At 67.7% G+C, this 25,602-nt stretch carries 26 protein-coding genes; 18 read left to right on the top strand and 8 right to left on the bottom strand.

Going from position 1 to position 25,602, the window contains the following annotated elements; genetic code table 11:
• Window positions 1–7 precede the first annotated feature (7 nt).
• On the top strand, window positions 8–952 hold the full coding sequence (locus E0H50_RS37050; RefSeq protein WP_131295751.1) for an SMP-30/gluconolactonase/LRE family protein: 945 nt from the start codon (window positions 8–10) through the stop codon (window positions 950–952).
• A gap of 3 nt (window positions 953–955) precedes the next feature.
• On the opposite strand, the gene E0H50_RS37045 is transcribed toward E0H50_RS37050, so the two are convergent.
• Together E0H50_RS37045 and E0H50_RS37040 are read right to left on the bottom strand one after the other, a co-directional pair.
• Window positions 956–1,249 carry an HU family DNA-binding protein gene (locus tag E0H50_RS37045; RefSeq protein WP_130383055.1) on the bottom strand — a complete coding sequence of 98 codons (294 nt, stop codon included), beginning with the start codon at window positions 1,247–1,249 and terminating at the stop codon, window positions 956–958.
• A gap of 90 nt (window positions 1,250–1,339) precedes the next feature.
• Window positions 1,340–2,125 (bottom strand): phytanoyl-CoA dioxygenase family protein, encoded by a 786-nt coding sequence (locus E0H50_RS37040; RefSeq protein ID WP_131295749.1) that lies wholly within the window; start codon window positions 2,123–2,125, stop codon window positions 1,340–1,342.
• 71 nt (window positions 2,126–2,196) lie between these two features.
• Here E0H50_RS37040 and E0H50_RS37035 point away from each other — a divergent pair, with 71 nt between their 5' ends.
• The 8 genes from E0H50_RS37035 (at window position 2,197) to E0H50_RS37000 (ending at window position 9,034) form a co-directional block, all read left to right on the top strand.
• Window positions 2,197–3,000, top strand: coding sequence for a helix-turn-helix domain-containing protein (locus E0H50_RS37035; protein WP_131295747.1), 804 nt, complete (start codon window positions 2,197–2,199; stop codon window positions 2,998–3,000).
• An 84-nt stretch (window positions 3,001–3,084) separates the two neighbouring features.
• A complete protein-coding gene (locus E0H50_RS37030) occupies window positions 3,085–4,101 on the top strand; it encodes an LCP family protein (protein WP_131295745.1) in 1,017 nt (338 codons plus the stop codon).
• Complete coding sequence (locus E0H50_RS37025; protein WP_131295743.1) at window positions 4,098–4,874, top strand: YndJ family protein; 777 nt, start codon at window positions 4,098–4,100, stop codon at window positions 4,872–4,874. The genes E0H50_RS37030 and E0H50_RS37025 overlap by 4 nt, the downstream gene beginning before the upstream one ends.
• Window positions 4,874–5,419, top strand: coding sequence for a DUF1990 family protein (locus E0H50_RS37020; protein WP_131295741.1), 546 nt, complete (start codon window positions 4,874–4,876; stop codon window positions 5,417–5,419). Before E0H50_RS37025 ends, E0H50_RS37020 begins: the two co-directional genes overlap by 1 nt.
• A gap of 141 nt (window positions 5,420–5,560) precedes the next feature.
• Entirely contained in the window at window positions 5,561–6,238 is a 678-nt protein-coding gene (locus tag E0H50_RS37015) for a uracil-DNA glycosylase (RefSeq protein WP_131295739.1), read from the top strand.
• Between the two features lie 152 nt (window positions 6,239–6,390).
• Window positions 6,391–7,092, top strand: a complete 702-nt coding sequence (locus tag E0H50_RS37010; RefSeq protein ID WP_131295737.1) for a DUF969 domain-containing protein — start codon at window positions 6,391–6,393, stop codon at window positions 7,090–7,092.
• A complete protein-coding gene (locus E0H50_RS37005) occupies window positions 7,089–8,060 on the top strand; it encodes a DUF979 domain-containing protein (protein ID WP_131295735.1) in 972 nt (323 codons plus the stop codon). Before E0H50_RS37010 ends, E0H50_RS37005 begins: the two co-directional genes overlap by 4 nt.
• An 8-nt stretch (window positions 8,061–8,068) precedes the next feature.
• A complete protein-coding gene (locus E0H50_RS37000) occupies window positions 8,069–9,034 on the top strand; it encodes a DUF2891 domain-containing protein (protein ID WP_131295733.1) in 966 nt (321 codons plus the stop codon).
• Here the strand turns inward: E0H50_RS37000 and E0H50_RS36995 are convergent.
• Complete coding sequence (locus E0H50_RS36995; RefSeq protein ID WP_131295731.1) at window positions 8,982–10,769, bottom strand: ABC transporter ATP-binding protein; 1,788 nt, start codon at window positions 10,767–10,769, stop codon at window positions 8,982–8,984. The two genes, E0H50_RS37000 and E0H50_RS36995, sit on opposite strands and share 53 nt — an antisense overlap.
• Window positions 10,766–12,367, bottom strand: a complete 1,602-nt coding sequence (locus E0H50_RS36990) for an ABC transporter ATP-binding protein (protein WP_238151612.1) — start codon at window positions 12,365–12,367, stop codon at window positions 10,766–10,768. Before E0H50_RS36990 ends, E0H50_RS36995 begins: the two co-directional genes overlap by 4 nt.
• A gap of 196 nt (window positions 12,368–12,563) precedes the next feature.
• Here E0H50_RS36990 and E0H50_RS36985 point away from each other — a divergent pair, with 196 nt between their 5' ends.
• The 8 genes from E0H50_RS36985 (at window position 12,564) to E0H50_RS36950 (ending at window position 20,502) form a co-directional block, all read left to right on the top strand.
• Complete coding sequence (locus E0H50_RS36985; RefSeq protein WP_131295728.1) at window positions 12,564–13,751, top strand: ROK family transcriptional regulator; 1,188 nt, start codon at window positions 12,564–12,566, stop codon at window positions 13,749–13,751.
• Window positions 13,752–13,762: 11 nt separating this feature from the next.
• Window positions 13,763–15,085 (top strand): ABC transporter substrate-binding protein, encoded by a 1,323-nt coding sequence (locus tag E0H50_RS36980; RefSeq protein WP_131295726.1) that lies wholly within the window; start codon window positions 13,763–13,765, stop codon window positions 15,083–15,085.
• Window positions 15,082–16,011: a carbohydrate ABC transporter permease gene (locus E0H50_RS36975; RefSeq protein ID WP_131295724.1), complete on the top strand. Its 930-nt coding sequence runs from the start codon at window positions 15,082–15,084 to the stop codon at window positions 16,009–16,011. The genes E0H50_RS36980 and E0H50_RS36975 overlap by 4 nt, the downstream gene beginning before the upstream one ends.
• A complete protein-coding gene (locus E0H50_RS36970; protein ID WP_131295722.1) occupies window positions 16,008–16,892 on the top strand; it encodes a carbohydrate ABC transporter permease in 885 nt (294 codons plus the stop codon). Before E0H50_RS36975 ends, E0H50_RS36970 begins: the two co-directional genes overlap by 4 nt.
• The gene (locus tag E0H50_RS36965) at window positions 16,889–18,145 is read left to right on the top strand and encodes a 6-phospho-beta-glucosidase (protein ID WP_131295720.1); all 1,257 of its coding nucleotides are present in this window, start codon (window positions 16,889–16,891) and stop codon (window positions 18,143–18,145) included. Before E0H50_RS36970 ends, E0H50_RS36965 begins: the two co-directional genes overlap by 4 nt.
• Window positions 18,133–19,137: an N-acetylglucosamine kinase gene (locus E0H50_RS36960; RefSeq protein ID WP_131295718.1), complete on the top strand. Its 1,005-nt coding sequence runs from the start codon at window positions 18,133–18,135 to the stop codon at window positions 19,135–19,137. Before E0H50_RS36965 ends, E0H50_RS36960 begins: the two co-directional genes overlap by 13 nt.
• 90 nt (window positions 19,138–19,227) lie before the next feature.
• Window positions 19,228–19,938 (top strand): hypothetical protein, encoded by a 711-nt coding sequence (locus tag E0H50_RS36955; RefSeq protein WP_131295716.1) that lies wholly within the window; start codon window positions 19,228–19,230, stop codon window positions 19,936–19,938.
• A 39-nt stretch (window positions 19,939–19,977) separates the two neighbouring features.
• Window positions 19,978–20,502 (top strand): hypothetical protein, encoded by a 525-nt coding sequence (locus tag E0H50_RS36950; protein ID WP_131295714.1) that lies wholly within the window; start codon window positions 19,978–19,980, stop codon window positions 20,500–20,502.
• Between the two features lie 197 nt (window positions 20,503–20,699).
• On the opposite strand, the gene E0H50_RS36945 is transcribed toward E0H50_RS36950, so the two are convergent.
• On the bottom strand, window positions 20,700–21,554 hold the full coding sequence (locus E0H50_RS36945) for a mechanosensitive ion channel family protein (RefSeq protein ID WP_131295712.1): 855 nt from the start codon (window positions 21,552–21,554) through the stop codon (window positions 20,700–20,702).
• A 233-nt stretch (window positions 21,555–21,787) separates the two neighbouring features.
• Here E0H50_RS36945 and E0H50_RS36940 point away from each other — a divergent pair, with 233 nt between their 5' ends.
• Window positions 21,788–22,243: a GNAT family N-acetyltransferase gene (locus E0H50_RS36940; protein WP_131295710.1), complete on the top strand. Its 456-nt coding sequence runs from the start codon at window positions 21,788–21,790 to the stop codon at window positions 22,241–22,243.
• On the opposite strand, the gene E0H50_RS36935 is transcribed toward E0H50_RS36940, so the two are convergent.
• The 3 genes from E0H50_RS36935 to E0H50_RS36925 are packed head-to-tail and all read right to left on the bottom strand — an operon-like array spanning window position 22,236 to window position 25,564.
• Window positions 22,236–23,090 (bottom strand): neutral zinc metallopeptidase, encoded by an 855-nt coding sequence (locus E0H50_RS36935; RefSeq protein WP_131295708.1) that lies wholly within the window; start codon window positions 23,088–23,090, stop codon window positions 22,236–22,238. The genes E0H50_RS36940 and E0H50_RS36935 overlap by 8 nt on opposite strands.
• Window positions 23,091–23,092: 2 nt before the next feature.
• A complete protein-coding gene (locus E0H50_RS36930; RefSeq protein ID WP_131295706.1) occupies window positions 23,093–24,349 on the bottom strand; it encodes a neutral zinc metallopeptidase in 1,257 nt (418 codons plus the stop codon).
• A gap of 18 nt (window positions 24,350–24,367) precedes the next feature.
• Window positions 24,368–25,564 (bottom strand): neutral zinc metallopeptidase, encoded by a 1,197-nt coding sequence (locus tag E0H50_RS36925; RefSeq protein ID WP_131295705.1) that lies wholly within the window; start codon window positions 25,562–25,564, stop codon window positions 24,368–24,370.
• Between the last annotated feature and the right edge of the window lie 38 nt (window positions 25,565–25,602).

Here is a 25,602-nt window from a genome sequence, read left to right as displayed (position 1 = left end):
AGGAAACATGAACATTCGTCGTTTGACAGCCGTTCTGAGCTTGCCCGTCCTGCTGATGGGCCTCGTCTCCACGTCGGCGAACGCCACCGGTACCTCGGGGCACGCCGTCAAGCACACGTTCCCGGCGCGGATCGACCTGCCGAACGGGTTCCAGCCGGAAGGGATCGCGATCAGCGGCAGTACGGCGTACTTCGGTTCGCTGGCCGATGGCGACATCTATGCCGCGTCACTGCGCACTGGACGCGGCAAGGTGATCAGCCAGGGACCCGGTACGCCGTCCGTCGGGTTGAAGGCGGACAACCGCGGGCGGCTGTGGATCGCCGGCGGCTCGAGCGGTACGGCGCGTGTCGTCGACATCCGCACCGGGAAGATCCTGAAGAGCTACCCGCTGACCACCGAGCCGGCGACGTTCGTGAACGACGTCGTGCTGAGCAAGACCAGCGCGTGGTTCACGGACTCCAGCCGGGCCGTCGTCTACCAGGTGCCGATCGGTCGCCACGGCCAACTGCTGAACCGGGTACGGACCGTGCCGCTGACCGGCGACTACGTGCACGATCCGACCGGGTTCAACGGCAACGGCATCACGCTGACGCCGGACGGCCGCGCGGTGATCATCGTGCAGTCGTCGACCGGGTTCCTGTTCCGGGTCGACCCGCGGACCGGTGTCACCCAACGCGTCGACCTCGGCGGCACGCTGATGACGAACGGCGACGGCATGCTGCTGCTCGGCCGGACGCTGTACGTCGTGCAGAACTTCCTCAACCAGGTCGCGGTGGTGCGGCTGAACCGGGCCGGGACGACGGGCACGCAGACCCGGGCCATCACCGATCCGGGCTTCGACATCCCGACGACCGCGGCCGCGTTCGGGCACCGGCTCTACCTGGCCAACGCCCGGTTCAGCACCCCGCCGACTCCGACGACGCCGTACTGGGCAACGGCAGTCCGACGCTGAGGGTCAGCGGACGGTGCGGAGGTCGCCTCGGGCCGCGGCCTTGAGGCGGCTTCCGCACGACAGGCGCACGGAGTAGCCGGCCGGGATGTTGAGCGGCTCGCCGGTCTGCGGGTTGCGGCCGGTGCGCGGGGCGCGCATGACCCGCTCGATGCTGAGCAGGCCGGTCAGCGACACCTTGTCGCCGCGCTGCACGGCCTCGGTGACGACGTCGCCCAGCGCGTCGATGACCTTCTCGGCCTGGCCCCGCGGGATCCCCGCCTTCTGCGCCACGCCGGCGATCAGTTCGTTCCGGTTCACGGCTCTCCTCAGACTCGGTTCGACCTTCCGCTCCGCACCTTAACCGAAATGATTGTCGTTAGCGAGAAGGGTTCCGGAATCCGGTCAGCGTCAGAGTCCGTCGCGGTCGTGCCAGTGGTTCTGCCAGCGGTCGTCGATCGCGTCGTCCGCACGCTGGTAGCGGATGTCGGTCGACAGGCGGAGCTCGGTCGACACGTTGTCCAGCGCCGCGTGGACGGTGTGCGCGGTGTGTACGACGACGTCCCCGGCCCTGTAGTCCGCGACCAGCCAGTTGGCGTCGTACTGCGCGGCCAGAGCGGGCAGGTCCGCGGTAATGGACGCCGCAGGGCGCTTCAGCCGGCCGGCAGCCTCCTCCTCGAGCACCCGGTGGTGACTGCCCTCCAGGTAGGTCAGTCCGCCGCGGCTGACCGGGCAGTCACCCAGCGGGATCCACGCGGACAGCACCTGGTCGCTGCCGCCGCGCAGGTACACGAGGTCGTAGTGCGCTTGCGTCGCCGTACCGATGCCGTTCTCGCCCGGCGCTGTCTGCCGGATGATCTTCCGCCGGTGCAGGAACGGCTCACCACCGAGGAACCACTCGAACCAGCCCTTCAGCGCCGGCTGCGCACAGAAGGCCGCATACTCGGGCCCCGGCACGATCTCCTCGAACAGCACCTTCCGGTACGACGCTCCGTCCGCAGCGGACCCCGTCAACCCGAAGTAGTACTCCCGAAACGCCAGCACCGCCGCGGGGTCCAGCAGACCGGTGAGGAACAGGTACCCGTCCCGCTGCAACCGGGCGCGCAACTGCGCCCGATCACCACGCTCCTCCTCGGGGACCGCGACCAGTTCACCCAACCGCTGCTCATCGAGCACATATCCGTTAGACGTCAGCACACCTCCATTCCACCGGCGTACGGCGCTCAACGGAATGGACACCCGCACCGGCTTCTTGGACTCTTGTCAGCGTGCAGAACTGGTCGACCTACCTGACACCAGGCGCTGTCGAGATCCAACTTGGACTCTTCTGTCTTGGCGCCGGTGAACAGACGCATGGCGCCGAGCCCGCGCCGGACCGTGCGCTGGGCTGTCACGCCCTCGTCTGGCTGAGAGAAGGTCGCGGCCACCTGCTGCACGGGCCTGACCGTCAACTGCACGAGGTACGCGCGCCGGCGATGCTCTGGCTCTTCCCTGGCGTTCTCCACGGCTACCGCCCCTCAACACGCTGGCGGCAGGCCTGGACCCTGTTCAGCGGGCCTGCGACCGCAGCACTCACTTCACTCGGGCACCTCGACCCCAGCCGTCCAGTCCGCAGGTACGGCGACCCGCGTCCGGTCGACCGCGCATTCACCCGCCTGCTCCGCGTGAGCACGCAGCACAACGCCGTACAGCTGACGGGAGCGCTCTACGACCTGATTGGTCAGGCTGGAACGAGTTCCGGTGACGGAGTGGCCGCACGGCTTGCTGAGCTCGCGTGTACGCCGATGAGCATTCAGGACTACGCCAGTGAGCTAGGACTCACCGTCAACGAGTTACGCGACGCAGTACGGCGTACGACGGGCTCAACCCCGCATGAGCTCGTTCTGAGCACCAGACTCAGCTCTGCAAAGGTTTTGCTCGCCGAGGAGGACCTGTCCGTGTCCGCGGTCGCACGGAGGGTCGGGTACGACGACCCGGCGTACTTCAGCCGCCTGTTCGCCGCCAGAGTTGGGATGTCGCCGGTCGCGTTCCGGCGGTCCGGTTCGATCTCGGGGCGGATTTCCTCCCTTTGAAGGAGGCGCCATCGACTTTCCGACGTGTAAAACCATTCACTGGGGTGACGTGTTCGGGGGCCGGTCACCGATACGGTCATGGCTATGAGTGAAACGCAGCCCATCGACCCGCGACAGGCGAACCCGCCGCGACGCCCGAAGAAGCGCCGCAACTGGTTCCTCCGGACCGTCGGACTGATCGTCCTGCTGTTCGTTCTGATGCTGATCGCCGTCCCGCTCTACGCCTGGAGCCGGATCGACAAGCTCGACGCGATGCCCACCGGCGAGCGGCCGGCCGAGACCCCCGGTACGACGTACCTGATGGTCGGATCGGACGCCCGCGAGGACCTCAGCCGGGCCGAGCGGGCCCGGCTGCACACCGGCGGCGACGCCGGCCCGCCGCGGACCGACTCGATCATGCTGATGCACGTCCCGAGCTCCGGCCCGACCGTGCTGATCAGCATCCCGCGCGACAGCGCCGTCAACATCCCCGGCGTCGAGGGCAAGCAGAAGATCAACGCCGCCTTCAACAAGGGCCCGGCGGCGCTGATCCAGACGATCGAGAACAACACCGGGCTGCGCATCGACCACTACGTCGAGGTCGGTTTCGGCGGTTTCGCCAGCGTCATCGACAGTGTCGGGGGTATCAACATGTGCTTGCCCAAGGCAATGAAGGACAAGGACGCGCACATCGACCTGCCGGCCGGCTGCCAGAAGCTCGACGGCGTCAACGCGCTCGGGTACGTACGGTCCCGGAAGGCCGACGGCAAGAACGACTTCGGCCGGACCGAACGGCAGCGGCAGATGGTCGGCGCGGTCGCGAAGAAGGCCGCCTCGCCGTCCACGTTCCTGAACCCGGTGCGGTACTACAACGTCGCGACCAAGGGCGTCGACGCGCTGACCGTCGACAAGGACATGAGCCTGTTCGACTTCATCCGGTTCGCCCGCGGCATGCAGGCGATCTCCGGCAGCGGCGGGGTCGCGCTGAGCGTGCCGACCAGCGACGACAACTTCCAGCTGTGCTGCAACCGCGGTGACGCCGTGAAATGGGACACCGCCAAGGCGAAGGCGCTCTTCAACGCGCTCAAGGAAGACAACACCAGCGGCCTGAAGAGCAGTTGACCGTCCTCGTCCACGCGGTGGTGAGCCTGGGGATGCTCATCGTCGTACCCCTCGGACTCACTCTCCTGCCGACGCGAACCACCAGCAACCGCTGGTGGTTCGCGTTCGCTGTACCTGGTGCGATTGCGCTGTGGCTGCCGCGTGGCGCGGTTTCGATCGTGCTCGCGTCGGTGTACTTCGCCGGCACGCTGGTCCTCATCGCACTGGCTGCACGGCACTTCTTCCAGCACAGGGCGGTCAGCACGCGACAGGTGGCCCTCTACACCGCACTCGCCACGCCGTCGATCGCAGCGCTCGCACTGGTCGCCGAGCGTTCGTCGTACGAGCTGTTCGGCTTCAACCTGACCGTGCTGTCGCTGACGGTCGCCCACTTCCATTTCGCGGGCTTCGCGGCGGCACTGATGGCCTACCTGGCTGCGGATGGTCTAGCGGCGGTGAGTGTTCCACTGGGTACTGCGATCGTTCTGCTCGGGTTCTTTCTCGGCGACCCGGTGGAGCTCGCAGGAGCCGTCGTACTGACCACAGGTATGTGGCTGGTCGGCTGGAACCTGTGGAAGCGGTCGCGGCGCGCGGACCGGACTACAGCGATCCTGTTGATGGTGTCGGGCTCCGTGCTCGTGCTGACGATGCTGCTGGCCGTCAGCTGGGCACTGGGACATGTAGCGGACACGCCGTACCTGCCGTTGGAGTGGATGGTTGCCACCCACGGTGTGGCGAATGCGGTTGGCTTTGCACTGTGCGGCGTACTGGCAATGCGACGGGAAGGAGCCTGATGAAGCTGGAAGACCTTGCGGGGTTGCGGTTCACGTACGACGAAGTGGGCTCGACGCAGTACGACGAGACGCCCGAGGGCTACCACCGGCTGGAGTACCGGGAGCGGATCGGCACCGGGGACGAGGTGTTCCAGCGGGCCGCTGACGCGTTGCTGTCGTGGCGGATGCATCGCGCGGCCGGCATACCGGTGACGGCGACCGCCACTCCACCGCAGGTCGGCACCGACTCACTGGCCCGCCTCGGACCCGGCATGCTGATTCGCCGCCTCCGGACACAGCGAGGGCTGCCAGTCCCGTGCAGGGTCGTCTGGGTCGTCAACGAACCGGATCGGATCGGCTTCGCGTACGGCACCTTGGAAGGCCACCCTGAAGCCGGCGAGGAGTGCTTCCTCATCACGCGCGAGTCAGGCGGCATCTACGCCACCATCCGCGCGTACAGCCGCCCCGCGACCTGGTACACCCGCCTGGCCGGCCCCATCACCCGCAGGGCCCAGCACTACGCCGCCACGCGCTACGCCGGCGCCCTGCGCCGCCTGGCCGGATAGCAAAGGCCCCGCAAAGCTCATACCTGTGCGGGGCCGCGACCTTTGTACCGTCTGCAACCACACCAGCGTTTGAGCGACACGCGAACAACGGGCGACAACCCGAGGTGCACTACGAGCCGGGGTACTGCGAGACTGTGGCGGGTGAGTCCTAAGACGTTGTCGGATCTGGTGGCGCCGGACTGGGCTGAGGCGTTGGCTCCGGTCGAAGGCACTGTGACGCAGATGGGTGAGTTCCTCCGTGGGGAGATCACCGCGGGGCGGGCCTATCTGCCCGCCGGGGAGAACGTGCTGCGCGCGTTCCACCGGCCGCTTCACCAGGTGAAGGTGCTCGTCGTCGGGCAGGACCCGTACCCGACCCCGGGACACCCGGTCGGGCTGAGCTTCTCGGTGGCCCCCGACGTACGGCCGATCCCCCGCAGCCTCGCGAACATCTACCGCGAGCTGATGGCGGACGTCGGCGTACCGGCACCGTCCAACGGCGACCTCACCCCGTGGGCCGACCAGGGCGTACTCATGCTCAACAGAGTGCTGACCGTGCAGCCCGGCAAGTCCGGTGCACACCGCGGCAAGGGCTGGGAGAGCGTCACCGAGCAGGCGATCCACGCACTGGTGAACCGCGGGGGCCCGCTGGTCGCGATCCTCTGGGGCCGCGACGCCCAGACGCTCAAGCCGATGCTGGGCAGCACGCCGTACGTCGAGAGCGCGCACCCGAGCCCGATGTCCGCCGATCGCGGGTTCTTCGGTTCACGCCCGTTCAGCCGGGTCAACGCGCTCCTCGCCGAGCAGGGCGCCGAGCCGGTGGACTGGCGCCTCCCCTAACCGCTCCAAACAGCCGTACGACGACGCGCCGGACCCACGCGGTCACGGTGCGTTGTTGTGTTTCGGAAAGATTTGTTCGAATGATCCATTGCAGGATCGTTCAACAATCTCCTATGGTGAGCGGAATCGCCCTGTCCCTCCCGGGAGGAACCATGTGGGTTCTGCTCGCCATCGCGGTGGTGGTCGTCGGGTTCGCCCTCCGGATCAACTCGATGCTCGTCGTCACCGCGGCCGGTATCGTGGCCGGCCTGATCGGCGGACTGTCTCCGGTCAAGATCCTGAACGCGTTCGGTGACGGCTTCGCCAGCAGCCGGTCCGTCACCGTCTTCATCGTCACGCTGCCCGTCATCGGGCTGATCGAGCGCTACGGCCTGCAGCACCAGGCCCGCAAGCTGATCAGCAAGCTCAAGGTCGTCACGACCGGCCGCCTGCTGGCCATCTACCTGCTGATCCGGCAAGGCACCGCAGCCCTCGGCCTGACCAGCATCGGCGGTCCCGCGCAGGCGGTCCGGCCGCTGATCCACCCGATGGCCGCCGGGGCCGCGGAACGCCGGTACGGCAAGCTCCCGGAGAAACTCCAGGAGAAGATCAAGGGCTTCGCGGCCAGTGCCGACACCGTCGGGCTGTTCTTCGGTGAGGACATCTTCGTCGCGATCGGCTCGATCCTGCTGATCACCGGCTTCGTCGACGCGACGTACGGCCTGCACCTGGAGGCGATCGACATCGCGCTCTGGGCGATCCCGACCGGGATCTGCGCGCTGCTCATCCACGGCACCCGGCTGCTGCTGCTCGATCGCCAACTGGACAAGCTCGCGGCCGCGGACCGGGCCGCGGCGAAGGAGGCCACGCGATGATCAAGGTCGAGTGGTTCTACTGGCTGTGCGGCATCTTCTTCGTCCTGATCGCGCTGCAGGTGCTCAACGACCGCAGCAACGCCAAGCGGCTCGGCAGCGCGGCGTTCTGGGGCATCCTCGGCGTCTCGTTCGGCTACGGCACGTTCGTCGTGAACAAGCAGGCGCCGGCCTGGCTGCTCGGTATCGCGGTGATCGGCCTGGCGGTCCTGGCCGGCTCGGGCTTCCCGGGCAAGGGCGAGGAGCGGACGACGACCCCGGCCGAGCGCGTGCACTTCGCCGACCGGTTCGGCAACAAGCTGTTCCTGCCGGCGTTGGTGATCCCGGTGGTCGCGGCGATCTTCGGGGCCTGGCTCGCCAAGGTGAAGCTCGGTGACGGCAAGCTGCTGCTGCAGACCGGATCCGCCACGATCATCGGCCTCGGCGTCGCCTCGATCCTGGCGCTGATCGTCGGGATGGCGTTGCTCCGCCCGAAGTCGCCCGCCGTCCCGCTGCACGAAGGACGCCGGCTGCTCGAACACATCGGCTGGGCGGCGATCCTGCCGCAGATGCTGGCGACGCTCGGGCTGCTGTTCAACACCTCTGGCGTCGGCAAGGCCGTCGGCCGCGTCACCGATCACCTGATTCCCAAGGGCTCGCTGATCGCCGCGGTCGCGCTGTACTGCGTCGGTATGGCGATCTTCACGATCATCATGGGCAACGCGTTCGCGGCGTTCCCGGTGATGACGGCGGCCATCGGCTGGCCGCTGCTGGTGCAGCAGTTCCACGGCACGCCCGCGGTCGTGTTCGCGGTCGGCATGCTGGCCGGGTTCTGCGGCACCCTGTGCACGCCGATGGCGGCGAACTTCAATCTCGTGCCCGCGGCGCTGCTGGAGATGAAGGATCAGTACGGGCCGATCAAGGCGCAGATCCCGACCGCGATCCCGCTGCTGGGCTGCAACATCCTCATCATGTATTTCTTCGCATTCTAAGGAGTTCCATGAAGTACGCCGCTGCCTGGGCGGACATCGCCTGTGAGGTGCTCGAGACGCCGTACCCGTACGGCACGGGCCACGCGTCGCAGGGCCCGGAGGACGTGGACGTGACCCCGGATCGCCTGCACCCGGCGTTCCACGGGTCCTACGACTGGCACTCCAGTGCGCACATGCAGTGGTCCCTGGTCCGGTTGCTGACGCTGGCGCCGGACCAGGTCGGCCGCCGCCCGATCGAGGTGCTCGACCAGCGCCTGACACCCGCCGCGATCGCCACCGAGGCCGCGTACCTGCGGGAGCGGCCGTCGTACGAACGCCCGTACGGCTGGGCCTGGGCGGCGATGCTGGTCGCAGCCACCCGCAAGACCCAGTGGGCAGACGCCCTCACTCCGCTCGGTGATGTCATCGCCGACCTCGTGCTTGCCTGGCTGCCGAAACAGGCGTACCCGGTGCGGCACGGCGTACACCTCAACTCGGCGTTCGCGCTCGCACTGCTGCACGAGGCGTACGGCGAACTGGGGCGTGCTGATGTGGTGGAAGCGATCCGAGTTCGCGCGCTGGAGTGGTTCGGCGGCGACACGGCGTACGACACGCGGTTCGAACCGTCCGGTACTGACTTCCTGTCGCCGGCGCTGTCCGAGGCGGAGCTCATGCGGCGGGTGCTGCCGGACGGCGAGTTCGTCAGCTGGCTGTCGGCGTTCCTCCCAGGGCTGGGTATCGACGCCCACCAGCATCTGCTGGAGGTGCCGGTGACGGATGACTCCGGTGACGGTCAGTTGGCGCACTTGTCCGGGCTGGCGTTGTCACGGGCGTGGCAGTTGCGGACGATCGCGCCGGCGCTGCCAGATGTTGCCGACGTACTGCGCGCTGGTGCGGACCGTCAGATCGATGCCGTGCTGCCAACGGTCACCGACGGGGACTTCATGTCGACGCACTGGCTGGTGTCGTTCGCTCTCCTGGCTGATCAGGCGTAGATGTACCAGTCCAGCTATGCCACAGCTGCGCATAGCGGCCCCCGCTTGCCAGCAACGCCTCATGTGTCCCTGACTCGGCCACTCGACCATGGTCGAGTACGACGATCCGGTCCGCCTGCTCGGCTTGAGTCAACCGATGTGCGACGACCAGTGTGGTCCGTCCGGCCGTCGCTGCTGCGCTAGCACGCTCTAGCTCACGCGCACCGGCACTACCCGCCTCGGCCGTCGCCTCGTCCAGTACGGCGACCGGCGGATCAGCAAGCACCAGCCTCGCGAAGGCGAGCTGCTGCGCCTGTGCACCCGTCAACGGATGGCCGCTCTCCCCCACGACGGTGTCCAGCCCGTCCGGCAGCGCACGTACCCACGCCAACGCCCCGACGCGGTCCAAGGCTGCTTCCACATCAGCCGCCGCTGCCTCAGGACGGGCCAACTGCACGTCCTCCAGCAACGTTCCGGAGAACACATGCACCTCTTGGCTGAGCAGAGCGACCTGTGCGCGCGTCCGATCCTCACCCAGGTCACGGATGTCGACACCCCCGAGCCGCACCGTGCCTGCTGACGGCGCCAGAACACCTGCAGCGATTGCCGCCAGAGTCGTCTTACCCGCACCACTCGCGCCGACCAGCGCGACCCGTTCTCCGGGCTCCAGCCGCAGCGAGACTTCGGTGAGGACCCCAGGACCGTCGTAGTGGTGGGTGATCTGCTGCAGCTCGAGGGATGCGTCGGACGGGCCGGCGTGGTCGGGCGGTTCGGGCGCCGGCTCAATCTCGAGCACACCGGCCAGGCGGGACAATCCCGCGGCTGCCGTCTGGATCTGGTCGAACTCCATCAGTACGACGTTCACCGGGTTGAACAACCGGTGGAAGTACAAGGCTGCCGCTGTCACGGCACCTACGCTCACCGAGTCCTCCCGTACCAGGAAGAACCCGGTGACCAGGATCGCCGTCAGCCCGGTGAACTCGGCATGGTTGATCCGCGACGAGAAGAAGCTGAACAACCGGAACACCGTGATCGAGATGTCCCGCGCCGTACCGGAGGTCTCGCCGATCTTCGCCAACTGCCGGTCCTCCAACCGGTAGGCCCGGACCGTCGCGCTGCCCCGCAGCGACGCGATGATCGCCTCGGAGCGCTCGCCCATCGCGACGCGTTCCTGCTTGTAGTACGGCGCCGATCGCCGCAGGTACCACCGCAGCGCCAGGTAGTACATGGGTACCGCGAGCAGCCCGGCCAGACCGAGCCGCCAGTCGAGTGCGAACATCCCGCCGACGGTCAGCACGATCGTCAACGCCGCACCGAGTACCGACGGCCCGACCTCGGTCAGCGCGGACGCCACCGACGCCACGTCGTCACCGACCCGCGAGAGCAGGTCACCGGTCCGTACCTTCTCCAGCACCGGCGCGGGAAGCTGCAGCACCCGGTCGAGGACCTGCTCCCGGATCCGCGCCAGCACGGTCTCACCGACCCGCGCGACCAGTGTCACGCCCAGAGCCGTCAGTACACCGGCCAGCACGGCCGCCAGCCCGATCAGCACGACGACGCGCACGATGGCCGCCTTGTCGGCCATGTTGTCGATGTTGTCGATCAGCACACCCAGCGCCCACGGCGCGACCAGCCCGGCCGCACTGGCCCCCGTGATCACCAGAGCCGCGACAACCGACAGCACCGGCAGCCGCCGAATCTCCCGCCACAGAACACCCCACGTCGCCCGCGGCCCCGCAACCGGCAACAGGTTCATCGCAGCACCGCCTCACGGTAGGCCAGGTCCGACGCGGCGAGCTCGGAGTGGATGCCCTCAGCAACCACCGCCCCGTCGCTGATCACCACAACCCGATCCATCTTTCCCAACAGTGCCGGGCTACTCGTCAACACCAGCGTCGTGCGGCCCATCCGCTCCTCAGCAAGCCCTTCGGCCAGCAGCTCCTCGGTAACAGCGTCAACCGCCGTACTCGGATCATGGAGCACCAGCAACGGCGGCTCAGCCAGCAGCGCACGCGCCAGACCGAGCCGCTGCCGCTGCCCACCGGACAGCGACTGCCCCCGGTCGGCCAACGGGCGATCCAGCTCTTCGATCAGATCGGCAGCACCAGCAGCCGTCATTACCCGCTCAAGCCCCGCATCCACGAGGAGGTTGCTGCGCAGCGTTCCCTCGAACAGGTCCGTCTCGTGCCGCTCCAGCAACAGCGTGCGCCTGATGACGTCGACGTCCAGCTCTTCGAGAGCGGTGCCGCCAACGAGGACGGTGCCAGTGTGCTCTGGTGCGCGGCCGGCGATCACCGCGAGCAGGGCGTCGGCGTCGCGCGGGTCGTAGCAGAGTACGCCGACAGACTCACCCGGCTGGAGGGTGAGCGTCAGCGACGAGAGGGACCCGTGCGAAACGCCTTCCAAGGTGAGAAGCGGTTGAGCCGAGTCGACGACGGTTGAGGTGCCGGTAGTGGTCAGTGGTGGTGCGGAGAGGACAGAGGCCAGACGCTCGGCGGACGCTCGGGACATGGCGAGGACCTGGCTCGCGTAGCCGAGTGTCCCGACCGGCTCGGCGACGAACTGCGCCAGCCCGACCACCGTGATCAGCTCGCCGATCGTGATCCGTCCGTTCAACGCGAACCAACCAGACACTCCAGCAACCGCGGCCAGGAGCAGACCGCTCAGTGCGGTCGTCACACCATCCTGGAGCCCGTTCGTCGACGCAGCGCGCAGTGTGGCCCGCAGTGTCGCTTCACTCGACCGCCGGTACCGCGCGGCCGCGTTGTGCTGCGCTCCGATGCCCCGCAGCGTCCGCAGCCCGCTGACCAGATCCGTCGCCAGTGCGGTCGTCTGAGCGACCGCCTCCTGCTGACTCGACGTACGACGCGTCAGTAACGGCGACAGCGCCTGAATCCCCAGCACCAGCAGCGGTACGCCGATGAGCACCCCGAGCCCCAGCGGTACGTCGACCAGTAGCAGCGACACCGACGACACGATCAACGCCGTACACGCTGCCGCCCCGATCGAGACAGACCGCATGACCAGCGCAGCCTTCTCCGCGTCCGAGGTGGCGATCGACAACAACTCTCCCGACCGCAGCCCGGTCCGGTGACCACGTGGGTCCAGCACGCGCTGCGCGATCTCGAGCCGTAGCAGGTGCGTCTCGTACTCGATCGCCCACACCACCTGGCGCGCGCCGGTCTTCCAGGCGTTCGACAGGACGGCGAACAGGACGACCATCATCAGCACGCACCAGAGCAGCGGCTGGACGTGGCCGGTCGTCACAGCGCGGTCCACGAAGATCCCGATCGCGACCGGCACCGCCGCCTCGGTCGCCTGGTGCAACGACAGGACCAGCACTCCCGCGACCATGCGGCCCCGATGCCGCCGAATCGCCCGCCTCAACAGCTCCCCAGTGGACATAGTTAGGCAACCCTAACTCACGGCAACGGATTGACACCCGTGGAAGTCCGCCGTACGGTCTCGCGTTAATAGGAAACTTTCCTAACAGTTCGTGTGATCAGCGCGGCGAGTACCCGCGGGCGGCGAAGGGAGGCAGGGTTGGCTCATGGCAACAACACCCGGAACGCCGCGCCTGCTGCGCGCGATGAACGACCGCGCCGCCCTGGACCTGCTGCTCAGCCAGGGACCGCTCTCCCGCACCACGCTGGGCAACCTGACCGGGCTGTCCAAGCCGACCGCGTCCCAGCTGCTCGCGCGGCTGGAGGCGGCCCGGCTGGTCCGCCCGAGCGGTACCACCGCCGGCCGTCCAGGCCCGAACGCGCAGCTGTACGAGATCAACGGCGGCATCGCGTACGTCGGCGGGCTGGACGTCACGCCGGCCCGGATCCGGGCCGCGGTCGCGGACCTGACCGGCAAGGTGGTCGGCCACTACGAGCTGGCCACCCCGGGCCGCAGCGCCAAGGGCACGGTCGACCGTGTCGTCAAGGCGATCGAGGGCGCGGCCGGCGAGGCGGGCCTGAGCCGTGAGAGCCTGCACCGGGTCTCGATCGGCACGCCTGGCGGTTTCGACCCGACGACCGGCCGGCTGCGGTACGCGACCCACCTGCCCGGGTGGCACGCCCCGCACCTGCTCGAGGAGCTGGCCGCGGCGATCGCCGTACCGCTCGAGGTCGAGAACGACGTCAACCTGGCCGCGATCGCGGAGCAGCGGGTCGGCCACGCCCAGGAGCACGACAACTTCGTGCTGCTCTGGGGCGAGGAAGGCATCGGCGCCGCGATCGTCATCAACGGCCGCCTGCACCGCGGCGCGACCGGCGGCGCCGGCGAGGTGGCGTTCCTGCCGCTTCCGGGTACGCCGCTGGTCCGCAACGTCGGCCGCAACAACGCCGGCGGTTTCCAGGAACTCGCCGGCGGCGAACCGGTCCTGGAGCTCGCCCGCGAGCACGGCCTGAAGGCCCGTACGCCGGAAGCCGCGATCACGATCGCACTCCAGACCGAGGGCGCGGGCGACGCCGTACTGAACGAGTTCGCGCACCGGCTCGCGGTCGGTCTGGCCGCGATCGTCGCGGTCGTCGACCCGGAGCTGATCGTGCTGGCCGGCGGCGTGATCACCGCGGGCGGCGAACGCCTGCGGGGCCTGGTCCAGGACGAGCTCGCCGATCTCGCCGTACCGCGGCCGCAGCTGTTGATGACCGCGATCAGCACCGACCCCGTGCTCTCCGGAGCACTGCAGTCCGCCCTGAGCACCACCCGCGACGAGGTCTTCGACACGGCGGGTCCACCAATTACCTAGTAGGAGAATGGATGCGTAGCTTCACCCGTGCCGTCATCGGCACCGCCGCAGTCGCCTTGCTGGCGACGGCCTGCACCGGAACTTCGAGCACACCGCAGGCCGACGACGATGCCACGAAGGACGTGAACCTCACCTTCTGGCACGGATGGAGCGCCCCCAGCGAGGCGGCCGCCATCGACGGAGAAGTGAAGGCGTTCGAGGCGAAGCATCCGAACATCCACGTGAAGGTCGTTGGCAACATCAACGACGACAAGATCAAGCAGGCGTTGCGGGCCGGCGGGGCGAACGCACCGGACGTGGTGTCCTCGTTCACCACCGACAACGTCGGAACGTTCTGCGCGTCGAACGTTTTCAGCGACCTGAAACCGTTCCTGGACAAGTCCGGCATCGACCTGGACAAGACGTTCCCGAAGCCGCTGCAGGACTACACGCAGTTCCAAGGAAAACGCTGCACTTTGCCGCTGCTGAACGACGCGTACGGCCTGTACTACAACAAGACCGCCTTCAAGGCCGCCGGGATCGCCGCCCCGCCGAAAACGTTGTCCGAGTTCGACGCGGTCGCCAAGAACCTCACCAAGGTCAAGGGCGACAGCTACAGCCAACTCGGCTTCATGCCGAACTTCCACGGCTACGAGTCGACCACCACGCACTTCGCCGCACTCTGGAACCCGACGTACTTCACCCCCGACGGCAAGTCCAACCTGGCCAAGGACCCGGCCTTCGCGAGCATGCTGAAGTGGCAGAAGAGCCTGGTCGGGCAGCTCGGCGGATTCGCGAAGCTGGAGAAGTACCGCGCGACGTTCGGTGACGAGTTCGGCGCGAAGAACCCGTTCCACACCGGCCAGGTCGCGATGACGATGGACGGCGAGTGGCGGCTCGGCATGGCACGCGAGGCCGGGGTGAAGTTCGACATCGGCGTCGCGCCGTTCCCGGTGCCGGACGACCAGGCCGACAGCTACGGCAAGGGCTACCTGTCCGGCACGGTGATCGGGATCGCCGGCACCAGCCAGAAGCAGAACGCGGCCTGGGAACTGGTGAAGTTCATGACCACCGACACCGACGCCGTGGTCAGCTTCGCGAACGCGATCCACAACGTCCCGTCGACGCTGGACGCACTCAAGTCCCCGAAGCTCACCGCGGACCTCAAGCCCTTCATCGGCATCGCGCAGCACTCGAAGAGCAGCACCACTCCGGCCAGTCCCAACGGCGGCGCCTACCAGCTCACGCTGCAGGACTTCGGCTACGCGCACGAGGCCGGCAAGGTCACCGATCTGGCCGCCGGTCTGGCGAAGACCGACGAGCAGATCGACAAGGATCTGGTCCAGGCGAAATGACCACGCTTCGGCAGAAACACCGTCGCGAAACCGCTCGTACGCTGGCGTTCCTGTCGCCTTGGCTGATCGGCGTCAGCGTCTTCTTCCTGTACCCGTTGGTCTCGACCGTCTACTTCAGCTTCATGAAGTACGACGGGTTCACGCCGCCGACCTGGACCGGCCTGAGGAACTGGCAGTACGTCTTCACCGACTACCCGTTCTTCTGGCCGGCGTTGCGGAACACCCTGTGGCTGGTCGTCGTGATGGTGACGCTGCGGGTGCTGTTCGGTCTCGGCATCGGCCTGCTGATCACCAAAGTGAAGACCGGCGCCGGGTTCTTCCGTACGGCGTTCTACCTGCCGTACCTGGCTCCTCCGGTCGCGGCCACGATGGCGTTCGCGTTCCTGCTCAACCCAGGCACAGGTCCGGTGAACAACATCCTCGGCAGCATCGGACTCCCACAGCCCGGCTGGTTCAACGACCCCAGCTGGTCGAAGCCGGCGCTGACCATGCTGGCGTTGTGGGGCATCGGCGACCTGATGGTGATTTTCATGGCGTCACTGCTCGACGTACCGCAGGAGCAGTACGAGGCGGCGTCATTGGACGGAGCCGGTGCGTGGCAGCGGTTCCGGTTCGTGACGCTGCCGAACATCTCGCCGATCGTGCTGTTCGCCGTCGTCACCGGTGTCATCCAGACGATGCAGTACTACACGCAGCCGCTCATCGCCGGGAAGGTTGCGAGCGGTGTGATCGGCGGAGCGGGCCAGCAGTTCGAGCCCGGGTACCCGGAGAAGTCCACGCTGACGTTGCCACAACTCGTGTATCACCTGGGCTTCCAGCGCTTCGACACCGGCGGCGCCTCCGTCATTGCCCTCGTGCTGTTCGCACTGGCCATGGTGTTCACCGGGTTCCTGATGCGCTCCATGACTGAAAGGAGTGCCGCATGACGGCGACCGCCATCAGTACTCCGGTCACGCTGACGCCGGCTGCCCGCACAGCACGCCGTACGCGCCTCCTGCACTGGGTCGGCGTCCATTCACTCGCTATCGCCGCCGCACTGTTCTTCGTGCTGCCGTTCGTGTTCATCTTCCTCACTGCGTTGATGAGCGACCAGCAGGCGCTCACCCGCGACCTGTGGCCGGACAGCTGGCACTGGGAGAACCTACGGACCGTCTGGGAGACACCAGGCTTTCTCACGTGGTGGAAGAACACCCTGCTGTACGCCGGACTCGGGACAGCGCTCACGTTGTTGTCGAGCATCCCAGTCGCCTACGCACTAGCCCGCTTCAAGTTCCGTGGCCGGAACGCAGTACTGATGCTGGTCATCGCCACGATGATGCTGCCGCCACAGGTGGTGATCGTGCCGATGTACCTCTTCTGGGCGAAGCAGCTGCACCTGTCCGGAACGCTGTGGCCGCTGATCATCCCGATGGCGTTCACCGACGCGTTCTCGGTGTTCCTGCTCCGGCAGTTCCTGTTGACGATTCCGAAGGACTACGTCGACGCCGCCAAGGTGGACGGCTGCGGTGAGTTCAAGGCCCTGGTCCGGATCGTGCTGCCGATGGCCAAGCCGGCTATTGCCGCAGTAGCGCTCTTCCAGTTCTTCTACTGCTGGAACGACTACTTCGGCCCACAGATCTACGCCAGCGAGAACCCGGCCGCCTGGACGCTCAGCTACGGTCTGGAGTCCTTCAAGGGCGCACACCACACGAACTGGAACCTCACCATGGCAGCGACCCTGCTGGTGATGGCACCGGTGATCATCTTGTTCTTCTTCGCGCAAAAGGCCTTCATCGAAGGCGTCACATTGACTGGAGTCAAGGGATGAAGCTGACAGTCGTTGGTGGTGGATCCACCTACACGCCCGAGCTGGTCGACGGGTTCGCGCGGTTGCGGGACACGTTGCCGGTGTCGGAGCTGGTGCTCGTCGACCCGGTGGCCGACCGGCTCGAGCTGGTCGGTGGTCTGGCGCGGCGCATCTTCGCCAAACAAGGGCATGCCGGCCGGGTGATCACCACGTCCGACCTGGACGCGGGGATCGACGGTGCGGACGCCGTACTGCTGCAGCTGCGCGTCGGCGGGCAGGCTGCGCGCAACGAGGACGAGACGTGGCCGCTGGAGTGCGGTTGTGTCGGCCAGGAGACCACAGGTGCCGGCGGTCTCGCGAAGGCGCTGCGGACGGTCCCTGTCGTGCTGGACATTGCCGAGCGAGTACGGCGTACCAACCCGGACGCGTGGATCATCGACTTCACCAACCCGGTCGGGATCGTGACACGGGCCCTGCTGTCCCACGGGCACAAGGCAGTCGGGCTGTGCAATGTGGCCATCGGGTTCCAGCGCCGGTTCGCCGCGATGCTGGGGGTGACGCCGGAGGAGGTGTCGCTCGACCACGTCGGACTGAACCACCTCACTTGGGAGCGCGCGGTCCGCGTCAACGGTGAAGACGTCCTGCCGCAGCTGCTGGCAGACCACCTGTCCGAGCTCTCGGACGACCTGCATCTCCCGGCCGACGTGGTGCGGCAACTGGGCGTCGTCCCGTCGTACTACCTGCGCTACTACTACGCACACGACGCCGTGGTGCAGGAGCTGCTGACAAAGCCGTCCCGAGCCGCTGAGGTCGCTGCACTCGAGAAAGAGCTGCTGGACATGTACGCCGACCCGCAGCTCGACGAGAAGCCCGCACTGCTCGAGAAGCGCGGCGGCGCGTACTACTCGGAGGCGGCCGTCGCACTCGCGTCCTCTCTGCTGAACGACACCGGCGACGTGCAGGTCGTCAACACTCTCAACAACGGCACCTTCCCGTTCCTGCCCGATGACGCCGTCATTGAAGTACCGGCCACGGTGAACGCACAGGGCACGAAACCGGAGCCGGTGTCCCCACTGGAGCCCTTGTACGCCGGACTGGTCGCACACGTGACGGCGTACGAGGACCTGGCGCTGGAGGCTGCCGTGAAGGGTGGATCCGAGCGGGTGTTCCAAGCTCTGCTGGCGCATCCACTGGTCGGGCAGATCTCCATCGCACAAGAGCTGACGGACAAGCTGCTGGCGCACAACAAGGACTACCTCCCGTGGGCACGCTAGTCCCAGGCGGTGTTCTCGCCTTCGACGCCGGCAACAGCAAGACCGACGTCGCTCTCGTCGCGGCCGACGGGACAGTACTCGGTACGGCGCGTGGCGGCGGGTTCGAACCGCAGCGGATCGGCGCCGCGGCTGCTGTGGACGGACTGGAGCCACTGGTCCGCGCTGCGGCGGCAGCAGCCGGGTTACACGTCGGCGACGTACCTCTGGTGCAGCAGATCTCGGCGTGCCTGGCCAACGCCGACCTGCCCATCGAGGTCGAGCAACTGACCGCTGCCTTCGAGGACCGCGGCTGGGCCGAGTCGGTGTACGTCACCAACGACACCTTCGCTCTACTGCGGTCCGGCGTGGACGAGCCGCGTGGTGTCGCGGTCGTGTGCGGTGCGGGCATCAACTGCTCCGGAATGCTGCCGGACGGACGGACTGCACGGTTCACTGCACTGGGCAAACTGACTGGCGACTGGGGCGGTGGAGCGCAGCTGGCCGAGGAAGCGTTCTGGTCGGCGTCGCGGGCCGACGACGGTCGCGGTCCGGCCACCGCACTGCTCACCGCACTGCCGATGCACTACGGGATGCCGTCGCTGACGGCGGTGATCGAGGCGTTCCACTTCGGCGAGCTGCCGGCCGAGCGGCAACTGGAGGCCGCGCCGGTACTGTTCCAGGTCGCGGCCGCCGGCGACGTCGTTGCCCTGGGCATCATTCAGCAGCAGGCCGAGGAGATCGTCGCGATGGCGTTGAGTGCGTTGCGTCGGCTCGACCTGCTCGGCGAGCGGGTCACCGTGGTCCTCGGCGGCGGCGTGCTGACGGCAGGCCACTCGGTCCTTCTCGACCGGGTCACGAAACTGCTCGCCGACGTCGCCCCGAAAGCGATCCCGCGCGTGGTCGACGTACCGCCGGTGGTCGGCGCGGCACTGCTCGGTCTTGACCACACCGCCGCTGGAGCGAGCGCTCAGGAACGGTTACGCGCCGCGTTCGCGCCGCCACCGGCTGCCTGATATTGCAGACCTGTTTCATTGGAGTCCGATGCAAACTCCCGAGTGCGGTGCGGCGTCCCACCAGTAGGACCACATCCACTCGGGAGGTCGATGATGATTCGCAGGATCATTGGTCTAGGCAGTACGACAGCACTCGCAGTCACCGCACCGCTCCTTCTCACCGGCGCCGCGCCGGCCAACGCAGCCGCCACCAGTTGCAGCCAGCTGCAGTCCGCCAAGAACATCTCGGCGGTGACGTACGCCGACCGGCTCGTCCGCGCGTGGGGTCGCGCCGACACCGCGGCGACCAACTGCTACGCGTCCACGGCGGCAGCACGCACCCTGTACGCACAGACGACGCGCGGCGGGATCCACTGGCGGCGCGTCTCCACCGAAGGCGCCGCCGGCACGATCTACGTGACGTACCACGACGACGCTCGCGGCGGGAACCTGACGATCGGCGTCCAGAACGTCGACCTGCGGTCGGCGAGCGGCTGGCACGCGGCGTACACCGCCGAGTTCGTCAACGAGCCGAAGGCGTGGAGCCCGGTGCAGTGGTCGGACAATCTGGTCCGCGCGTGGGGTCGTGGTGACGCGAAGTGGACGGCGTACTACGCGACGCCTCGCGCAGTGCAGCAACTGCACGCGATCGCCGCGAAGGGCGGAGCGCACTGGCGGCGGGTCTCGGCCGAGGGCGCGGCGGGGACGACGTACACGACATACAAGAACGATGCGACCGGGCGCATGCTGCGGATCGGCATATCGCATGTCGCGTTGTCGGACGGGGATGCGCACGCGGCGTACACGGTGCAGTACTGGTGACTGCTTGAGCTCGACCCGTTTGGGTGTAATCATGATTACATGAGTACGCAGACAGAGCAGGAGAAGGTGCGGGGCTGGCTGACCGGACGGTTGCCGGGCGACTGGTTCGAGGGCGACCTCGAACTGGAGATCGACCGGGACGAGATCCTGATCGTCGGCCGGATCCCCGCACCCGAGCAGAACAAGGACGTGAGCGCCGCCGAGCGCTCCGCCGCCGAGGACGGCCGGATCAAGCAGTTCCGCGAGGACACCCGCGAGCGCCGGATCGAGATCGCCCGCGAACTCGAGCACGCCACCCGCCGGAAGGTCGCCTGGGGTCTGCGCTGCGGCGAGACCCGCACCGTGTTCACCTCACTGTCCGCACCGGTGATGACCCGCCTCCGCCAGCCCGAACGCCAGGTCCTCGACACCCTCGTCGACGCCGGCGTGGCCCGCTCCCGCAGCGACGCCCTCGGCTGGTGCGTCAAACTCGTCGCCCAACACAGCGAAACCTGGCTGGCCGACCTCCGCGAAGCCATGACCAAGGTAGAAGAAGTCCGCAAAGCCGGCCCCGACAACAACTGACCCGCCCGCCTTGCGGACGCCCACCACTCACCAACCGACGTCGTCGGAGCAGCCACACGCTCACCCGCACCGCGCCGGCGCCCATCACCGGAGGTTGGTGAGTGGTGGGCGTCCGCATGCGGCCCGGCCTGAGGTGAGCGGGCGGCAACCCGGATGGATTGCCGCCCGCTCGCCTTGCCTCTGTCTATCTCTTGTGGTTACTGACCCTGCTGCCAGGTGCCGTTCGGCGGGGTGCCGTTGGACCAGTTACCCGAGCTGTGCGCGGCCGGGTGCTGCTCGGGCTGAGTCGGCTGGGTGGGCTGCTGGTAGCCGCCGCCCTGGTACTCGCCCTGGTAGCTGCCCTGCTGCGGGTACGCCGTCGTCCCGTTGTCCATGCCGTTCTGCGCGGCCGGCTTGACCATCTTGTCCTTGTCGAACAGGTTGTTCAGTGCCCGGCCGGCCATCTCGCGGCCCCCGAGGCCGAAAGCGAGACCGAGAGCCAGCGCGGCGCCCGCGAGGACGATCAGCAGCGTGTTACCGGTCAGCTGAACCGCCACACCGAGCTGGGTCAGCGCGGCGAACGCGGCGTACACCAGGACGGCGTACCGGGCGACCTTGGCCAGGGTCTCGTTGCCGGTCGCGCCGCGGATCACCGCGGCCAGGAAGTTGGCGAACAGCGCCGCCAGGCAGACGATCACGATCGCGGCGAAGATCCGCGGGATGTAGCCGAGCATGTCGCTCATGAAGTTCGAGATCTCCGGCACGCCGAGCGCCGAGGCGAACATCGTGAAGCTGATCAGGAAGACGAACCAGAACACGACCTTGCCCAGCATCGCCGAAGCGGTCAGCCCCGTGCCCGACCGTTGCAGCACACCGGAGACGCCGGCCCGTTCCATCCAGCCGTCGAAGCCGACCTTGCCGAGCAACCGGCCGACGAGATTGCCGAGTACCTTGGCCACGAAGTAGCCGACGACCAGGATGACCAGGCCGCCCAGCAGGTTCGGGATGAACGACAGCAGTTTGCTGAACGCATCCTCGAACGGCTGGGTGAAGTCGATAGCTAACGCTGACATCGGATGTTCCTTCCGGACTGGCCCGCATCCGCTGTCGGCACAGGACTGCACCAACCCCGGCACGGGCGGATGCAGTGGTGTCCAGTATGACTCGTACCCTCAGATGCCTTGGGCAAACAACGTTCCAGGCGCGGCGGGCAACGAAAAGTGTTTGCGTAAGGCAATTACCATCGCCGTACTTCGCTGCTTACCCTGCCGACTGAACCGCTTCAGGCGTTTGCGATCCTGTCCCCATGAACGATGTCGTGATCCGCCGCGCCACCGCCTCCGATGTTGCCGCGATCGTCGCGATGATCGCCGACGACCAACTCGGCGCCACCCGCGAGTCGCTCGACGACCTGACGCCGTACCTGGCGGCGTTCGAGCAGATCGACGCCGACCCCAACCAGCTGCTGGTGGTTGCCGATCGCAACGACGAGGTGATCGGCACACTGCAGCTCACGATCATCCCCGGCCTGTCCCGCCGCGGCTCCACCCGCGGCCTGATCGAGGCCGTCCGCGTCGCCGCCCCCGCCCGTGGCTCCGGCCTCGGCAGCACCCTGATCCGCTGGGCCGTCGAAGAATCCCGCACCCGCGGCTGCACCCTGGTCCAACTCACCTCGGACAAGACCCGCACCGACGCCCACCGCTTCTACACAAACCTGGGCTTCGGCAACACCCACGAAGGCTTCAAACTCAAACTCAACTGACACTGCCGGCCGGCGCCGCCCAGGTATTGCAGCCGCTCGGGCCTCTCGCCTTGAATGCCTGCCCCAACCAGCGGTCGAAGTTGGCCGAGTCGTCGGCGTGCCGGTCGTACCCTGGGTGGCCGTTGTGGTCGAGCCGTTCGCCGCGGATCCGGAACGTCTCCCGATTGGCCCCGAAGAACGCCGCCGCGAAACAGTGCGCCTGCATCTCGCTCCGGTTCTCCTCGACCTCCTTCGCAGACCCTTGGACCGAGGAGTAGCGCTCGCCGTACTGGTCCAGAATGCCGGTCAGCTCCTGCACGTGGTGCCCGTACTCGTGCGCGATCAGCCACTGCACCGACGCCCGCGTGTCTTCCTGGGACGCTCCCTCGACGATGTACTCCGGCCAGTTGAAGTAGATGCCGTGGTTCGAGGAGCAATAGAGACCGTAGTACTCCTTGTCCATCACCGTGCAGTCCGTCTTTGTTCCAGCCGGCGACGAATACACAGCGGACGGCCGAACGAAATCGAATCCTGCGCGCGTGATCACCGGCTCCCAGGCTCGGTCGAGGCACGCCACAAAGGCGCTCGCGTACCGGATCATCGCCTGCTTGTTCGCCAGCCTCGCAGTCGGCAGCGAACAACTGACAGCCACCACCCGCCCCGACCGGTACAGCGGGTTGTCCAACAGAAGCCCATCCTTAACCGGCTCCGCCGCCTGCACCGCCTTCCCCACCGGAGCCCGCGACGGTGTGACGACCGGTCCGCTGGTCCGGGGCGCTCCTGACTCCGCGGTGTCGGGCTGCTGGGTACACGCCCCGGTCGACAGCGCTCCGATCATCATCACGAACGCCATCACGGCGACGCGCATGGTCAGCTCACCTTGGCGGCGGGGGCGGTGAAGGTGTTGCAGAGTTTGGGGTCGGCGGATTTGAAGGCGGGTTCGGACCAGAGCCAGTGGTTCTTGCGGGAGCCGTGGTCGCGGATCTTCTTCGGGTTGTACTCGTCGCCACTGTGCTGGGTCTGCCACTCCCAGATCTCCAGCTTCCGGCCGCTCAGCCCGAGGGGCTTCTTGTTCGCGCCGAGGAAGGCGGCACCGAGGCAGCTGGCCTGGAGTTCGGTGCGCCGGCTCCACTCGAGCTCCTCCGCCTTCGAGTTCGCCCAGCCCTCGCGGGACCAGGCAGCCGTGAGCATTTCGGTGAGGTTTTGCACGTGGTGGCCGTACTCGTGCGCCATCGTGTCGATCATCCACACCCGCGCCGAGAGCGGATCGTCCTTGTAGTCCTTCAGGTCCGCCTTCCAGCTGACGTAGATGCTCTCGTCGGCCGGGCAGTAGTACGCGACGTTCTTCTCACCGGTGCAGCTCGAGGCGGTGGTCTGGTTCGTCTGCAGCACGACCTTCGGCGAACGGAACGGGTAGTGCGCCCGCTTCAGGACCGGCGCCCACGCCTTGTCCAGGCAGGGCAGCAGAGCCCGGTAGTACCTGAGGATCGCCGACTGCGAGTCCGGCTTGATCGCCGGCTCCTTGCAGCTGACGCTCGCGACCTGGCCGGCTGCGTAGAGCTCGTTCTGGCGGAGGCGGACGAGGTCTGGGACTACTGAGGCGGTGACAGTGACCGTGGGGTTCGGTGGGACGGGGAGTGGGGCCTGGGACTTCTTGACGGAAGGCTGGGACAGGGGGCGTTCTACTCCGTAGGAGTTGACCAGTTTGAAGCCGCCGATGGTGGCGCCGGTGAGCATCAGGACGACCAGGATGGACAGGCCGACGATGATCGGGCGGGAGTACTGGCGCGGCGGGGCGGCCGGCGGCGGTTCGGTGGTGAACTGGGCGCCGGAGCGGGACGGGTTCGAATGCCAGCCGGTCGCGCGGGGGCCGCCGACGCGGCGGGTGCCGGTCAGGGGCGTGAGCGGTACGCCGGTCTGCGGCGCCGCGGGCGGGCCGCTGTACTCGCTCGTCGTACCCGGCTCCGTCGGCAGCGGACGGGCCTTGCGGCGGAGCGGGGCGTCGTCGAGCGAGACCGAACGGGCCGGCCCCAGGCCGCCGGGCTGCGCAGTCTTCAGGGTCAGCGGGCGGGTGCCGGCCGCCGGGTCACCGGACGGTCCCGGCGCACCTTCGTCGGAGTCAGGCATCGATCGTTCCCATCTCGCTCAGCTGACCTTGGCGGATGCTGCGACGAAAGTGTTGCAGGCCCCCGGGTTGGTTGTCGCGAGGCCCTGGCTCATCCACAGCGCGAGGCTCTTGCTGGAGCCGTGGTCGCGGACCTTGTCCTTGGTGTGCTCGTCGCCGCGCCGCTGGATCAAACCGTTCCACTGCCGGAGCAGATCGCCGCGCAACGGGAAGCTCGCCTTGGCCGCGCCGAAGAACACCGCGCCGAAACAGTACGCCTGCAGCGCGGCGCGCCGGTTCACCTCGAGCTTCGCGGTCGTGCTCGCCGCGGTGGCGGCCAGGTTGTCGGAGGCGTCGGCCATCCCGGTCAGGTTCTGCACGTGGACGCCGTACACGAAGCCGAAGGACTGCGCCATCTCCGCGCGGATCTCGGTCTTGTTCTTCGGGTAGTCCTCGACGGTCTTCTGCCACGGCATGGTCGCGCTGCCGCCGTGCTCGTCCTGGCAGTACAGCGCGAGCTCCTGCTGGACGCCGCACGCGGTCTCGTCGCCGTCGTCGAAGACGATCAGGTTCGGCGACCGGAACTCGAATCCGGCCTTGGTGATGATCGGCTCCCACGCCTTGTCCATGCACGCGGTCAGCGCCTGGTAGTACGAACGGACGTTCTCCTTGGACGTCGGCCGGAACGCGGGTTCCGGGCATTTCGCCGCCGCCAGCCGCCCGACGGCGTACACCGGGTTCTTGCCGACGATGTCGGTGTCCGGGGTGCCCTTGCCGACGGGCTCCGTGGTCGTCGGCGCGTCGCTCGGCTTCGTGGTCGGCATCGGGGTCGCGATGATCCCGTCGGACGACAGCACCTTGACCGCGAACGTCGCGCCGCCGGCGAGGAACAGCAGTACCGCGGCGACCATCAGCGCGATCAGGCCCTTGGACCGCTTCTTCGGGATGAACGGCACCGGCTCCGGGTGGAACACCTGCCGGTACGCCGCGGCGGCGGGGTCGTCGGCCGGCGGCGGGCCGAGCCGGCTGCCGGACAGCGTCGTACGGCGGGAGTCGATCCGGGACCCGCTCAACTGCGGCGGCGTCGGCGGCGCTTCCCCGCCGAGCCGCGGCGTGGGTGCCGCCAACGGAGCCCCCGACGGCGCCGAAACCGCCGGCTTCCGGTCGTCGTTCGAGATCTGGTCACCGTCGCCGCCTGGCAGGAAGTGCCCAGGCTTGGGTGCCGGCTTGTCCGCCATAACTTCCCGCTTCTCCCCAGTACCGGCAGTCCGCCGGT

It is taken from the genome of Kribbella sindirgiensis (assembly GCF_004331435.1).
Lineage (GTDB): Bacteria > Actinomycetota > Actinomycetes > Propionibacteriales > Kribbellaceae > Kribbella > Kribbella sindirgiensis.
This window is presented reverse-complemented; position numbering and strand designations above follow the sequence as displayed.